The 14731-nt window shown below is 47.1% G+C and carries 6 protein-coding genes, 19 tRNA genes and 3 rRNA genes; 2 read left to right on the forward strand and 26 right to left on the reverse strand.

The genetic code is table 11. From position 1 onward, the window contains the following. Position 1: 1 nt before the first annotated feature. Complete coding sequence (locus ACR6HW_RS05785; RefSeq protein WP_455730219.1) at positions 2-1159, reverse strand: cysteine desulfurase family protein; 1158 nt, start codon at positions 1157-1159, stop codon at positions 2-4. 105 nt (positions 1160-1264) lie between these two features. On the opposite strand from ACR6HW_RS05785, the gene ACR6HW_RS05790 reads away from it, so the two are divergent. Next, entirely contained in the window at positions 1265-2251 is a 987-nt protein-coding gene (locus ACR6HW_RS05790) for an asparaginase (RefSeq protein WP_455730220.1), read from the forward strand. A 74-nt stretch (positions 2252-2325) separates the two neighbouring features. On the opposite strand, the gene ACR6HW_RS05795 is transcribed toward ACR6HW_RS05790, so the two are convergent. Continuing rightward, on the reverse strand, positions 2326-3396 hold the full coding sequence (locus tag ACR6HW_RS05795; RefSeq protein ID WP_455730221.1) for an HD-GYP domain-containing protein: 1071 nt from the start codon (positions 3394-3396) through the stop codon (positions 2326-2328). A 259-nt stretch (positions 3397-3655) separates the two neighbouring features. Between ACR6HW_RS05795 and ACR6HW_RS05800 the strand changes: the two genes are divergently transcribed. After that, positions 3656-4633 carry a ribonuclease H-like domain-containing protein gene (locus ACR6HW_RS05800; RefSeq protein WP_455730222.1) on the forward strand — a complete coding sequence of 326 codons (978 nt, stop codon included), beginning with the start codon at positions 3656-3658 and terminating at the stop codon, positions 4631-4633. Positions 4634-4689: 56 nt separating this feature from the next. Here the strand turns inward: ACR6HW_RS05800 and ACR6HW_RS05805 are convergent. From ACR6HW_RS05805 to ACR6HW_RS05920, 24 genes are all read right to left on the reverse strand, one after another. Beyond that, a tRNA-Phe gene (locus ACR6HW_RS05805) sits at positions 4690-4765 on the reverse strand. Between the two features lie 6 nt (positions 4766-4771). After that, positions 4772-4848: transfer RNA gene (locus tag ACR6HW_RS05810), tRNA-Ile, on the reverse strand. 7 nt (positions 4849-4855) lie between these two features. After that, positions 4856-4932, reverse strand: a tRNA-Pro gene (locus ACR6HW_RS05815). 20 nt (positions 4933-4952) lie between these two features. Further along, positions 4953-5028: transfer RNA gene (locus ACR6HW_RS05820), tRNA-Trp, on the reverse strand. 11 nt (positions 5029-5039) lie between these two features. Further along, positions 5040-5116: transfer RNA gene (locus ACR6HW_RS05825), tRNA-Ile, on the reverse strand. Between the two features lie 5 nt (positions 5117-5121). Further along, positions 5122-5214, reverse strand: a tRNA-Ser gene (locus ACR6HW_RS05830). A 5-nt stretch (positions 5215-5219) separates the two neighbouring features. After that, a tRNA-Ser gene (locus ACR6HW_RS05835) sits at positions 5220-5308 on the reverse strand. A 3-nt stretch (positions 5309-5311) separates the two neighbouring features. Next, positions 5312-5387 (reverse strand) — tRNA-Lys (locus ACR6HW_RS05840). Between the two features lie 11 nt (positions 5388-5398). Next, positions 5399-5473: transfer RNA gene (locus tag ACR6HW_RS05845), tRNA-Gln, on the reverse strand. Positions 5474-5485: 12 nt separating this feature from the next. Further along, positions 5486-5561: transfer RNA gene (locus ACR6HW_RS05850), tRNA-Val, on the reverse strand. Position 5562: 1 nt separating this feature from the next. Next, positions 5563-5636, reverse strand: a tRNA-Gly gene (locus ACR6HW_RS05855). Between the two features lie 4 nt (positions 5637-5640). After that, positions 5641-5725, reverse strand: a tRNA-Tyr gene (locus tag ACR6HW_RS05860). 17 nt (positions 5726-5742) lie between these two features. After that, positions 5743-5818: transfer RNA gene (locus ACR6HW_RS05865), tRNA-Thr, on the reverse strand. A 5-nt stretch (positions 5819-5823) separates the two neighbouring features. Beyond that, positions 5824-5900, reverse strand: a tRNA-Asp gene (locus ACR6HW_RS05870). A 31-nt stretch (positions 5901-5931) separates the two neighbouring features. Beyond that, positions 5932-6006: transfer RNA gene (locus tag ACR6HW_RS05875), tRNA-Glu, on the reverse strand. Between the two features lie 5 nt (positions 6007-6011). After that, positions 6012-6088: transfer RNA gene (locus tag ACR6HW_RS05880), tRNA-Met, on the reverse strand. Positions 6089-6092: 4 nt separating this feature from the next. Further along, positions 6093-6167: transfer RNA gene (locus ACR6HW_RS05885), tRNA-Met, on the reverse strand. A gap of 17 nt (positions 6168-6184) precedes the next feature. Then, positions 6185-6271: transfer RNA gene (locus tag ACR6HW_RS05890), tRNA-Leu, on the reverse strand. Positions 6272-6276: 5 nt separating this feature from the next. Further along, a tRNA-Asn gene (locus ACR6HW_RS05895) sits at positions 6277-6351 on the reverse strand. Positions 6352-6356: 5 nt separating this feature from the next. Then, a 5S ribosomal RNA gene (rrf, locus tag ACR6HW_RS05900) occupies positions 6357-6473 on the reverse strand. A gap of 151 nt (positions 6474-6624) precedes the next feature. Next, positions 6625-9539 (reverse strand): 23S ribosomal RNA (locus tag ACR6HW_RS05905). A gap of 284 nt (positions 9540-9823) precedes the next feature. Continuing rightward, positions 9824-11353, reverse strand: a 16S ribosomal RNA gene (locus ACR6HW_RS05910). The 16S, 23S and 5S rRNA genes sit together here with 19 tRNA genes alongside, the layout of an rRNA operon. Before the next feature lie 782 nt (positions 11354-12135). Then, on the reverse strand, positions 12136-12495 hold the full coding sequence (locus ACR6HW_RS05915) for a hypothetical protein (protein WP_455730223.1): 360 nt from the start codon (positions 12493-12495) through the stop codon (positions 12136-12138). Between the two features lie 27 nt (positions 12496-12522). After that, complete coding sequence (locus ACR6HW_RS05920) at positions 12523-14721, reverse strand: DNA gyrase subunit A (protein ID WP_455730224.1); 2199 nt, start codon at positions 14719-14721, stop codon at positions 12523-12525. Positions 14722-14731: the final 10 nt, after the last annotated feature.

Here is a 14731-nt window from a genome sequence, read left to right on the forward strand (position 1 = left end):
TTTATCTTCCTTTTTTCATCATTATTTTTCGTAAGTCTTCTCCTGTACGCACGATCGTATGAGCAGCTTCTACCACAGCGGCTTCTGTAAGCGCTCTGCCAAAGCTGATGCGAATGGCGCTGTCCAGCGCTGCGTCATCGAGCCCCATAGCTTCTAAAACATGCGAGTAATGCCGCTTTTTAGAAGAGCAGGCCGAACCTGTGGAGACATAAATTCCTGCCATTTCAAGACTGTGCAGCATGACTTCTCCCTTTGCGCCAAGTATAGAAACGTTGAGGATATACGGCGAACCGTCGCTCCCGTTGACGGTTATGAACGCATGCGCCTTAAAGACATCGAGCATCGCCTGCTTGAGTTGCGCTACATGCTGTGCGTCTTCGACCATTCTCGGCATTTTTTCTCCGAGCGCTTTGCCAAAGGCCAAAATGCCAAGGGTATTTTCCGTGCCCGGTCGAAGTCCCCCCTCTTGCTGACCACCGGTGAACAGCGGCTTTAACTGTGCCGGCTCCTTTACATACAAAAGACCCGTTCCTTTAAAACTGTTTAACTTATGTGCGCTAAATGTCATCAAGTCGACTTGTAAGTTCACAACATCTATCGGCATCTTGCCAAAGCTTTGTACAGCGTCCACGTGAAAGCGTATCGATGTCCCGTGTGCCGCGTTGTACGCTGCCACAGCTGCGCCAATTTCTCCAATGGGCTGAATGGCGCCAACCTCGTTGTTCACGTGCATAACGCTGATTAAAAGCGTCTCAGGGGTCAATGCTTCGAGAACGCTTGCCACTTCTACGACGCCATTTTCATCCACCGGCAAGACGACGGTATCGTACCCATTTGCCGCATAACTGTCAATGGTCGAACGCACAGACGGGTGCTCGACAGCGCTGACGATTATACGGCCTTTTCGAGAACCGATTGTCCCCTTAATGGCGAGGTTGTTCGCTTCTGTGCCGCCCGAGGTAAAAATGAGCTGTTTTTCTTTACAATTTAATTGACGCGCAATAAACTTCCGTACTTTTTGCACTTCTCTTTCAACAGCGACACCCTTTCGATGCAACGAAGACGGATTGCCGTACAAGTCCTCTAAATTCGACGCTACAAACTGATGCACACTTTCGGCCACCGGTGTCGTCGAAGCGTGATCCAAATATATTTCCAAAACGAAACTCCTTTACTTCAACATTGGTCTTTTAATCTCCATCACAATATTATATAATATTTTTTGGATAAAAAAAACACACGAATGCTTTCGGAGGGAAAATATATGAAAAAACGTATTGCTGTGATTTTTACTGGGGGCACCATCTCTATGAAAGTAGATGAGCGATTGGCCGCGGCGATTCCCGCGCTTTCTAGTGAAGAAATCATGTCTATGGTAACGAACATCGATAAAGTTGCAGATATAGAAATCATCAATTTCGGCAGTTTTCCGGGGCCGCATATGACCCCCGAACTCATTTGGTCTTTAAAGACTCTCGTGGAAGAGACCCTCGCCAAACCGGAAATAGACGGTATCGTCATTACGCACGGCACGGACTCACTTGAAGAGACGGCTTATTTTCTCGACCTTTGTTTCGACACCGATAAACCGATTATCGTCGTGGCGGCGATGCGCAATGGCTCGGAACTCGGCTACGACGGCCCGAGTAATTTGTCTTCAGCTATTTGTACTGCCGTTTCTGAAGAATCTAGAGGGAAAGGGGTTCTCATTGTTTTAAACAATGAAATCAACTCGGCAAAAGAAGCGACAAAAAGCCATACGCTATCACTGGACACTTTTAAATCGCTCGAGTTTGGGCCACTGGGGATTGTAGACAACGACGTGGCCGTTTATTATAGAAGTTTCACCCGATCTGAACACATTAAAACCGATCGATACGAGCCGAATATCGCATTGATTAAAGCCTGTGTCGGTGCGGATTCCGATTACATCAACTACGCTGTGGCAAACGGTGTCAAAGGCATCGTCATTGAAGCCATGGGTCGCGGTAATGTCCCGCCAACTATGAAACCCGGCATTGAAAACGCCTTATTAAACGAGATTCCCGTGGTCATTGTGTCAAGATGTCCTATGGGCCGCGTTCTCGACTCCTATGGCTACCCGGGGGCGGGAAAAGACCTTCGTACACTGGGCGCCATTTTTGGTGGCAACCTCAATGGCCAAAAAGCCCGCATTAAATTAATGCTGGCTTTGGGCAAGACCAATGACTTTGAAAGCATTCGCGCTATTTTTGAAGCCAACAACTACTAACCGTGTCCTCGCTAGAATTTTCAAGTGGACAAATAAAAAGCTCTCCGTTTTTTTACCGGGGAGCTTGTTTTATGCTACAACATCATGACTTCATCCACCTGAATGGAATAGTCCATTGATAAATCGACATAATCGTCGTTGTCAAGGCGGATTAGCGGTCGGTTAAGCGCATATTTATTGACATACACAACACGTCCGACATTGCCATCAGACAATTTGACGCGATTGTTAATAAAGTAGGCTGCTATATTGCTTAAAAAAACTTCTGATATCGCCGGATCCAATCCCGCAAAACTTTCATCCTTGATAATTGAGAATGCTGTAAATGCAGATACCCCATCTTTATAAACGCGATCAGATGTAACGGCGTCGTACACGTCTGCCACAGCTATAATACGCGCTAAATAAGGGGTTTGCTCATCGGTTAAGCCGCTGGGGTAGCCCTTACCGTTACTGCGTTCGTGATGGAATAAAACGCCTGCCAACACTTCCTTAGATATATTGGGATTGCCCTTGAGCAACTCATAGCCTTTTTGCGTGTGCGACTGAAAAATCTTTGATTCCGAGGGGGTTATCTCCTCTTTCTTAAGCAACAGTCCCGGCGATATCTGTGCTTTTCCAATATCGTGCAACAATCCCGCCAATGCAATTTCTCTGATAGTCGATAAGTCAAGACTGAGCCACTTGCCGATCATCGCTCCGAGCATGGACACGTTGACGGCATGTGTCAGCTGATAATCCTCCTCTAGCGATACCAGTCTGAGGCTACCCAATACATCATTGTCCTTTAGAAGTTCTTCCAGAAGCGGTGTCAAAGACGTTTTAAGAGACTCTAGGGCGTCGTTATCCAGCATTCCTTCCCGAACCTTGAAAAAAGTGTCCTTATAGACATCCAGCACGTTTCTGTAGCAAAAGCTCAACTGCCGATACTTTTCGTCTGTTAAAAGCTTGTATGCCGAAGCATCTTCCACGCGCTTAACCTCTTCAGCAATGTAGACAAAATCAATTTGATGGCGCTTGAAGTAAGCCAGATGTTTTTCTGTAATCTGCGTTCCTTCAGATAAAATTATATTCCCCAAATCATTAAAAACGTCTTTCGACAAACAATCTCCAACTTTTAGTCCGTTTACAGGTATGCCCTTCATCTGACCTCCTAGAAAGCACTGTTTTTCCCTTGTACACCCTCGGTGACGCACACTATTCACTCTATACCCGAAGCCACTTTATTGCCCATATAAGTGACTGATATACCACTTTAATCACTTTTGACAAAAGCCGTTTCTTCTACTATACTGATACCATCTTAAGACATGCTTTACACGAAGTCTTAGTACACTTTATAGTATCACAATTTCTGTTTTTTGACTACATGTCACCTATGGATTTTATTACGAGGAGCTGCCTATGAAACTGATCAAAAATACTGCACCCACTGCCTATAGGCCAACTTGCATTGAGCCAGACCGAACGTACTGTGTGATTGACATCGAGACACGTGGGCTCGGCTATCGACACGACATCATCCTCATTGGACTCGTCTTTTTTTCCAGTTGCCACTCAGAATGTGATGTTCTTCAACTCTTCAACGATGACGGTCTATCAGAACGCGAGTTGCTCTGCACCTTGCTCGACCTACTAAAAAGTCGGCCTGTAGACGCGTTTATTTCTTTTAACGGTGACGCATTTGATTTTTCTTTTATCAACGCCCGCTTAAAGCACCATCGTTTTTCTACGACGCTGAGCAAGGCGTTCGACATCGATCTTTTAAAAATTGTTCGTCAAAATAAGAACCGCTTCAATTTAGACGCGTATACGCTGAAAAACATCGAGCGCTTTTTCAATATCGACCGCGTTGACACCATCTCCGGAAAGGAGAGCGTTGAACTCTACGAGGCCTATTTGGCTCATCCAACACCGGCTTGCGAAGCGATTATCTGCCGTCACAACTACGATGATATTGTAAACTTACTGCCTCTATACGATCGAATTGCCAGCTTTGTCGACATGAAGCCGTTACCTGTGGTCGACGTCGCCGACAACAAGTGGGCTATTTCTAATTATTATATCAAAAATCATCATTTAACGGTTCACTTTTCAACGGTCTTCTTCCCAGAAAACGCTTCGGTTGACATCGTCAAAATCGGTTATCGCCTTCAAAAAAAAGAACATTTTTACGAGCTTTCACTGTTGTTAAAGGGATTCGGCAACAACACTTTATGGACAGTCGACACCGATTCGGTCTACGGCATCCCTTTTCAAGAGCTGAGCAATGAAGCCAAACAAGGACATATTCTCTACAACGAAGGCGTGTTCTATGAAGCCAACATCTATTCACATTTAGAGACTCTATTGAAAACATATCCTGAGCTCGCTCTTTTTTAGGGCGAGTTTTTATGTAGTGACAATAAAAAAAAACAACGCGTATGCGTTGTTGAGTGTGGTGCCCAGAGGCGGAATCGAACCACCGACACGGGGATTTTCAGTCCCCTGCTCTACCGACTGAGCTATCTGGGCTAATTGTGGTGGGCATAAGTGGACTCGAACCACCGACCTCACGCTTATCAGGCGTGCGCTCTAACCAGCTGAGCTATACGCCCACAATTATGGTCGGGGTGGCAGGATTTGAACCCGCGACCCTCTGGTCCCAAACCAGATGCGCTACCAAACTGCGCTACACCCCGATATAAATATGAAATTAAGATGGCAGGGGTGACAGGACTTGAACCCACGACACGCGGTTTTGGAGACCGCTGCTCTACCAACTGAGCTACACCCCTATTTTGAATCATGGTGGGCCTTCAGGGACTCGAACCCCGGACCATCCGGTTATGAGCCGGGCGCTCTGACCAACTGAGCTAAAGGCCCAAGAATGGCGGAGAAGGAGGGATTTGAACCCTCGCGCCCCGTAAATAGGACCTACTCCCTTAGCAGGGGAGCCTCTTCAGCCACTTGAGTACTTCTCCATTTTTGGCGGAGAGGGTGGGATTCGAACCCACGTGGGCTTGCACCCTAACGGTTTTCAAGACCGCCCCGTTATGACCGCTTCGGTACCTCTCCTTTTGGTGATCCATCCGCGACTCGAACGCGGGACACCCTGATTAAAAGTCAGGTGCTCTACCGACTGAGCTAATGGACCCAATATGAATTTGGCTGGGGATACAGGATTTGAACCTGTGAATGACGGAGTCAAAGTCCGTTGCCTTACCGCTTGGCGAATCCCCAATGTTTTGAAAATGGTGGGAGTAATAGGGATCGAACCTATGACCTCCTGCTTGTAAGGCAGATGCTCTCCCAGCTGAGCTATACTCCCATGGAGCGGGTGAAGAGAATCGAACTCTCACGACCGGCTTGGAAGGCCGGGGCTCTACCATTGAGCTACACCCGCATGTTGGTGGAGGGAGAAGGATTCGAACCTTCGAAATCGACGATAACGGATTTACAGTCCGCCCCCTTTGGCCACTCGGGAACCCCTCCACTGTATTAAATTAAGATGGAGCCGGTGATGGGACTCGAACCCGCGACCTACTGATTACAAGTCAGTTGCTCTACCAATTGAGCTACACCGGCATAAATGGCGATCCAGAAGGGACTCGAACCCTCGACCTCTAGCGTGACAGGCTAGCGTTCTAACCAACTGAACTACTGGACCGCGTTGAGAACGAATTAACGTCCTCTTAAAATGGTGACCCCTAGGGGAATCGAACCCCTGTTACCGCCGTGAAAGGGCGGTGTCTTAACCGCTTGACCAAGGGGCCAAATCTGGTAGCGGCGAGTGGACTCGAACCACCGACCTTTCGGGTATGAACCGAACGCTCTAGCCAACTAAGCTACGCCGCCATAATGGTTGCGGAGGCAGGATTCGAACCTGCGACCTTTGGGTTATGAGCCCAACGAGCTGCCACTGCTCCACTCCGCGATATTGGGTATTTCTAATGGTGCCGAGGACCGGAATCGAACCGGTACGATGTTGCCATCGCAGGATTTTAAGTCCTGTGCGTCTGCCAGTTCCGCCACCCCGGCACTTTTGGCTCCAAGGGTGGGATTCGAACCCACAGCCTATCGGTTAACAGCCGAGTGCTCCACCGTTGAGCTACCTTGGAACATAAATCAGCAACGTTCTACTCTCCCAGGCAGCTGCCCGCCAAGTACCATCGACGCTGGAGGACTTTACTTCTGTGTTCGGTATGGGAACAGGTGTTGCCCCTCCGCCTTCGTCACTGAATTATCTCTTTAGCTCGTGTTTTCTCTCACCAGCGAATTATATTATATCATAATCACTTTAGTGCTGTCAACACTTTTTTGTTGCTTTTTTTAGGGTTAGTACCCTGAAAACTGTATATATAAGAACCGATAAATCCTCTTAACTCTAAAGCGTGGTCAAGTCCTCGACCTATTAGTACCTGTCAGCTGAATGCATTGCTGCACTTACACCTCAGGCCTATTACCATATTATCTTCATGGGGTCTTACTCTATTAAAAGATGGGAAATCTCATCTTGAGGGGGGCTTCGCGCTTAGATGCCTTCAGCGCTTATCCCTTCCAAACTTAGCTACTCAGCAGTGCTCTTGGCAGAACAACTGATACACCAGAGGTTTGTCCATCCCGGTCCTCTCGTACTAAGGACAGCTCCTCTCAAATTTCCTACGCCCACAGCAGATAGGGACCGAACTGTCTCACGACGTTCTGAACCCAGCTCGCGTGCCTCTTTAATGGGCGAACAGCCCAACCCTTGGGACCTACTTCAGCCCCAGGATGAGACGAGCCGACATCGAGGTGCCAAACCTCCCCGTCGATGTGGACTCTTGGGGGAGATAAGCCTGTTATCCCCGGGGTAGCTTTTATCCGTTGAGCGATGGCCCTTCCATGCGGTGCCACCGGATCACTAAGCTCGACTTTCGTCCCTGCTCGAGATGTCTCTCTCGCAGTCAAGCTCCCTTTTGCCTTTACACTCTTCGCGCGATTTCCAACCGCGCTGAGGGAACCTTTAGGCGCCTCCGTTACTCTTTAGGAGGCGACCGCCCCAGTCAAACTGCCCACCTGACATTGTCCTAGAACAGGATCACTGTCCATAGTTAGAATAACGGTATACAAAGAGTGGTATCCCAACAGCGACTCCTATAAGACTGGCGTCCTATATTCTTAGTCTCCCACCTATCCTGTACATCATATACCATTATCCAGTGCCAAGCTGCAGTAAAGCTCCACGGGGTCTTTCCGTCTAGCTGCGGGTAACCGGCATCTTTACCGGTACTACAATTTCACCGAGTCCATTGTTGAGACAGCGCCCAAATCGTTACGCCTTTCGTGCGGGTCGGAACTTACCCGACAAGGAATTTCGCTACCTTAGGACCGTTATAGTTACGGCCGCCGTTTACTGGGGCTTCAGTTCTGTGCTTCGCCTAAACTAACACTTCCCCTTAACCTTCCAGCACCGGGCAGGCGTCAGCCCCTATACATCATCTTTCGATTTAGCAGAGACCTGTGTTTTTGGTAAACAGTCGCTTGGGCCTATCCTCTGCGGCCGGATCTAGCTCTTAACCTAATCCGGCACCCCTTCTCCCGAAGTTACGGGGTCATTTTGCCGAGTTCCTTAACAATGGTTTTCTCGCGCGCCTTAGTATTCTCTACTCTCCTACCTGTGTCGGTTTACGGTACAGGCACCTGCTCCCTCGATAGAAACTTTTCTTGACAGTGTGATATCTGCTGCTTCGTTACTTAAGTTCACTCCCCATCACAGCTCATCCTCAGTAGCGCGGATTTGCCTACGCTACAGACTCGCTGCTTGGACATGCTCTTCCATTCGCATGCTCAGCATAACCTCCTGTGTCATTCCTTCTCTCAAACGGGTCTCGGTGGTACAGGAATCTTCACCTGTTGTCCATCGCCTACGACTTTCGTCCTCGGCTTAGGTCCTGACTTACCCTGAGCGGACGAACCTTCCTCAGGAAACCTTAGGTTTTCGGCGGACGGGATTCTCACCCGTCTCTCGTTACTCATGCCAACATTCTCTCTTGTGTGATATCCATAAGTCCTTGCGATCTTACTTCACCTCTCACACAATGCTCCTCTACCAATTGTCTAAACAATTCCATAGCTTCGGTAGCAAGTTTTAGCCCCGGTAATCTTCGGCGCAGGATCACTCGACTAGTGAGCTGTTACGCACTCTTTAAATGAGTGGCTGCTTCTAAGCCAACATCCTAGTTGTCTGTGCAATCCCACATCCTTTTCCACTTAACTTGCATTTTGGGACCTTAGCTGATGGTCTGGGCTCTTTCCCTTTCGACTATGAATCTTATCACACATAGTCTGACTCCTGAGTAAAAGATATCGGTATTCGGAGTTTGATAGTCTTCGGTAGCCGGTGAAAGCCCCTAGGACATTCAGTGCTCTACCCCCGTATCTCTTAACTCAAGGCTAGCCCTAAAGCTATTTCGAGGAGAACCAGCTATCTCCGGGTTCGATTGGAATTTCTCCGCTATCCACATGTCATCCCAACCTTTTTCAACAGATATGGGTTCGGGCCTCCAAGAGGTTTTACCCTCGCTTCACCCTGCACATGGATAGGTCACCCGGTTTCGGGTCTACGCCATACAACTTATTCGCCCTATTCAGACTCGCTTTCGCTGCGGCTCCGCACCTGAAGCGCTTAACCTTGCTGCATAACGTAACTCGTTGGCCCGTTCTACAAAAAGTACATGGTCGTTCTTTAACGAACTTCCACTGCTTGTAAACATAGGGTTTCAGGTTCTTTTTCACTCCCCTCCCGGGGTTCTTTTCACCTTTCCCTCACGGTACTGTGCGCTATCGGTCACCAGGTAGTATTTAGCCTTGGCAGATGGTCCTGCCTGCTTCCCACAAAGTTTCACGTGCTCCGTGGTACTCCGGATCAGTACGTTCGATCTTCCCCTTTCGCCTAAGTGGCTCTCACACGCTTCGGCGGACTTTCCCAAGTCCTTTGGCTAGGGTACCTTCTACTTGATATACTGTCCACACCCCCTCGTCCGAAGACTTGGGTTTGGGCTGTTTCCCGTTCGCTCGCCGCTACTTAGGAAATCACTTTTGTTTTCTCTTCCTTCGGGTACTTAGATGTTTCAGTTCCCCGAGTTCCCTTCCTATGACCTATGAATTCAGTCATGGATACCTAGACATTACTCTAGGTGGGTTCCCCCATTCGGACATCTACGGATCGGCGCTCGCTTGCAGCTCCCCGTAGCTTTTCGCAGCTTACCACGTCCTTCTTCGGCTCCTGGTGCCAAGGCATCCACCCTATGCTCTTAGTAACTTGACCTTACTTTTGAGTTTGAGTTTTTACTTTGGCTTACATTGTTTTCAATGCTTGCTTTTTTACTAACTTAATAGTCGGTTCTATATATACAGTTTTCAAGATACTAATTCACGAAATTTGAAATGCAAATTTCGAGGGATGCGTCAGCATCCTAAGACGTCAGTCTTGAATTCGTGTGAGGCACTTTCTGAAAGAAAGTGACGAATACTCGTCCAAGATTACATCTTGTTTTGAAAGTTCCTAGAACCCTCAAAATTAAACAGTGTAAATGTCTATTTACTCCTTAGAAAGGAGGTGATCCAGCCGCACCTTCCGATACGGCTACCTTGTTACGACTTCACCCCAGTCATTGATTTCACCTTCGACAGCTCCTTCCTTACGGTTAGGCCACTGGCTTCGGGCGCCCCCAACTTCCGTGGTGTGACGGGCGGTGTGTACAAGACCCGGGAACGCATTCACCGCGACATTCTGATCCGCGATTACTAGTAACTCCAACTTCATGTAGGCGAGTTGCAGCCTACAATCCGAACTGGGATCGGCTTTTTAGGATTCGCTCCAGGTCACCCCTTCGCTGCCCGTTGTACCGACCATTGTAGCACGTGTGTAGCCCAGATCATAAGGGGCATGATGATTTGACGTCATCCCCACCTTCCTCCGTGTTCTCCACGGCAGTCTGTCTAGAGGGTTCAGCTTAACCTGTTAACAACTAAACATAAGGGTTGCGCTCGTTGCGGGACTTAACCCAACATCTCACGACACGAGCTGACGACAACCATGCACCACCTGTCTCCTCTGTCCCGAAAGACATAGCCGGCTAAGGCTACTTCAGAGGGATGTCAAGACCTGGTAAGGTTCTTCGCGTTGCTTCGAATTAAACCACATGCTCCGCTACTTGTGCGGGTCCCCGTCAATTCCTTTGAGTTTCACACTTGCGTGCGTACTCCCCAGGCGGAATACTTATTGCGTTTGCTGCGGCACCGAGCTTTGACACCCGACACCTAGTATTCATCGTTTACGGCGTGGACTACCAGGGTATCTAATCCTGTTCGCTACCCACGCTTTCGTGCATCAGCGTCAGTTACAGTCCAGTAAGTCGCCTTCGCCACTGGTGTTCCTCCTAATATCTACGAATTTCACCTCTACACTAGGAATTCCACTTACCTCTCCTGCACTCAAGCTTAACAGTTCCAAAGGCTTACATTGGTTGAGCCAATGCCTTTCACCCCTGGCTTGCTAAGCCGCCTACGCACCCTTTACGCCCAGTGATTCCGGATAACGCTTGCCCCCTACGTATTACCGCGGCTGCTGGCACGTAGTTAGCCGGGGCTTCCTCCTAAGGTACCGTCATTTTTTTCTTCCCTTAGGACAGAGTTTTACGATCCGAAAACCTTCTTCACTCACACGGCGTTGCTGCATCAGGCTTGCGCCCATTGTGCAATATTCCCCACTGCTGCCTCCCGTAGGAGTCTGGACCGTGTCTCAGTTCCAGTGTGGCCGATCACCCTCTCAGGTCGGCTACTGATCGTCGCCTTGGTAAGCCGTTACCTTACCAACTAGCTAATCAGACGCGGGCCCATCCCATACCGATTAATCTTTGTCGCTCAGAACATGTGTCCCGTGCGAAGTATGAGGTATTAATCACCGTTTCCAGTGGCTATCCCTCTGTATGGGGCAGGTTGCCCACGCGTTACTCACCCGTCCGCCGCTTTCCAAAACTTCATTTGGCCGAAACCGCATTCCATTTCTTCTCGCTCGACTTGCATGTGTTAGGCACGCCGCCAGCGTTCATCCTGAGCCAGGATCAAACTCTTAATTATAATGTTTGACGCCTGTTACCTCAAAACGAGCTAACTGTGTGTGTTGTGTCGCTCCCAGTTTGAAAATCTGCCGACCTGTTTTACGCCATTGCTTCGTCAAGCATTCTCGACAATGTACCACATTGCCTTCAAATACTTTCCTTGCACTGCCGCAAAACATCTGACATCTTTTCTAAAGCGGATACGAAACAACACACGCGCATTTGTTTTTCCGTTTTTCATCACTCTTCTCGAATTGCTTCGAGTAGGTTTTGACGTTTGGTTTTTCTTGCATTTACACTGTTTAATTTTCAAGATTCTAGTTTACATGGCCTTAACAAGTTTTTTTCACTTTGTTAACAGCTACTAAATTTTATCAAAGTGTCTCTCGCTTGTCAAGCGTTTTTTAGCTTCTCACAACAAGTTCTAAATCGTTGTGAAAGCTGTGTGTTGTCGTCGTTTCATCAGGCGACTTGATTATGATAACACCTCTACCTACTGCTGTCAACGGCTTTTTAGAACTTTTTTAAAGTTTAAGTATTTAGACAATTGCCGCAGTATGTTATCCCGACATACATATTATACTCAAACCTTGTTGTTCCAATCTCTAAGGCACTTCACCATGCAAAACACGCTCTGAGATCACCTTGTGTTCGGAGGGTCCAACAGGGTTGTTAGAGACGCACCACTCTTCTATTACTCGTGTACTGTTTGGTGAAAGCCTCTCTTTCTTGTGCCTTTCTTCACATAAAAAACACCTGCCCCATTAAATTAAGAGCAGGTGCCGTTTGTCCATTTTAGTTTTAGACCATCTCAAAGACAGACTTAGACGTCACTTCATAATACGCGTATCGACCAAAGAAGGTATTGTGCGTAATCAAGAGCTCATAACCGTCCTTTTCAAACAGCATGCCTCTACCGTATCTTCTGATATACTGCCAATTCTTTGAAGCCATAAACGCCAAGAAGACCGCTTCTTTATCGCCTTTTGTCACAAAGGCAAAGCTTTTAAGCGAAACCCTCTGCACCGTATCAGGGGCTTTTTCAACTTTGTAAATACCGTAGAGCACATCAAACCACTTGAGTTCATAAGCTGCTTTGATCAGCAATGCCGTTAAAAAGGAGATAACAACCAGCTTGACTACAGATTTATTTTTTTTCATCGACGCAGACCTCCTATTTCTTTTTCTTTAGTATATGCCTTTTGGCGCTACTTTTAAAGTCATTTTTTGAATACCGTCGAGTTTTTCGCCAGATTTTGGTATGTCGGAAATGATGAATTTCTCTACTTCAACAGCTTCGACGCGGTCTGCCTCGACAAAGTGCGTAATAAAACTGCCTTTTTTCATGCGAAAGACTTGGACACCCTTTGTATTTTTTGTCACTTTTTCCGGTACGGCATCGGTTTCAAAGACAATGGCGCGCGTTTCACCTTTGGTATCCTCTCGAACGGCGAACACCTGAGTGCTCTCTTGTACAAATACACTGCCTATGAGCTTCGATTCACCTGAGTAAGCATTTTTCAATTTTTTTCTATTGGTTTTTGTTTGATAGGAAGTCAACGGTACACGAGCAACTTTTCCATTTTCAAAGCCAAAGACCATATGCCCCACAAAATCCGATGTCAGTACGCTGTATAGAACTTCTTCCCCTTCTTCGAGCTCAATGAGATTGGGGAGGTAGACGCCTAGGCTGCTCACTTTGTGATCGCCAATTTCATGCATTTTCATTTTGTAAACATTGCAGGCGTTGGTAAACAAGAGCAGCTCGTCTTTGTTAGAGCCTTCTATCTCCTGTATGATCTCATCTTCCTCTTTCATTTTATGGTCCCCGCTGGATCTCAGAGAAACCAGGGAAACTTTCTTCAAATAATTGTGTGCCGTCAGAAACACCTTTAAGTTGTAGTCTTCTATATTCTCTTCGGGGACATAGACTTCAACCGCTTCGTGTGAAAGAATTTCTGTTTTTCTGTCACTCCCATATTTTTTAATAACGGCTTCAAGCTCTTTTACAATCACTTGATGTTGCTTACGCTCACTTTGCATCAACGCATCGAGCCTTTCAATTTCTTTTTCGAGTTTCCCGATCTCGCTAATCTGCTTAATAAAATACGCTTTATTGAGGTTTCGGAGCTTGAGTTCCGCTACGAAATGCGCTTGAACGTCGTCTATTTGAAACGCCTCTGCCAAGTTGCCGACAACTGCCTTGTCATTTTCTGTGGCCTTTATAATTTCAATGGCTTTGTCGATATCCAGTAAAACGGATTTTAGACCGTATAAAAGATGCAGTCGCTCGCTAAACTTCTGCTTGTCATAGGCTGCCCCTCTGACAATACAGCCTTTTCGAAAACGCAACCACTCGGTTAAAATTTCTTGAACACCAAGGGACTTAGGTCTACCGTCTATGAGTAAGTTCATATTGCATGGGAACGAATCCTCCAGTGTGGTGTACTTGTAAAGTTTGGCGATGACTTTGTCCACATCGGTATTGCGCTTTAAATCAACCGCAATTTTCAGCCCTTTTAAGTCGGTTTCATCTCGAACATCGCTAATTTCTTTTAACTTGCCGGATTTAATGTACTCGACAACCTTATCGATAATTTGCTCAACCGTTGTCGTATAGGGAATTTCCGTAATTTCTAAAATGTTCTCCGACTTGACGTAACGTATTTTGCCTCTAATCTTAAACGAACCTTGTCCCGTTTTGTAGATTTGACGCATTTCTTTTTCCTTGTAAAGAATTGTCCCACCGGTTGAAAAATCAGGTGCAGGCATGTACGCCAACAAATCCGTCCCCGGGTCTTTAATATGCGCAATCGTCGCCTGACAAAGCTCTGTTAAATTAAAACTCGGAAAATTACTGGCCATACCTACGGCAATCCCCTTGTTCGGATTGGCCAAAATGTTTGGGAAAGTCGTCGGCAAAAGCATAGGTTCTTTCATAGTGCCGTCATAGTTGTCTACAAAAGACACTGTGTTTTTATCGATGTCGGTAAAAAGGCACTCGCAAACTTCATCCAGTTTGACTTCAGTGTACCTAGACGCGGCAAATTTCATATCGCGCGATGTGATTTTACCAAAGTTACCCTTGGAGTCGATAAAAGGCACCCTTAAAGCCTCGTTGCCCTTTGTCAGCCGCACCAATGTCGCGTAAATCGCTTGATCGCCATGTGGGTTGAGCTTCATGGTCTGACCCACGACATTGGCAGATTTTGTCTTTGTCCCTTTAAGCAAATTCATCTTATACATGGTGTAGAGGATTTTACGATGCGAAGGCTTAAAGCCGTCGATTTCGGGAATGGCACGCGACACAATAACACTCATGGCATAGGGCATATAGTTCTTTTCAAGCGTTTCTGTTATTCTTTCTTCTATGTGATTGCTCATCATGACTTATCCA

The sequence above is a fragment of the Fusibacter sp. JL298sf-3 genome, assembly GCF_053842995.1.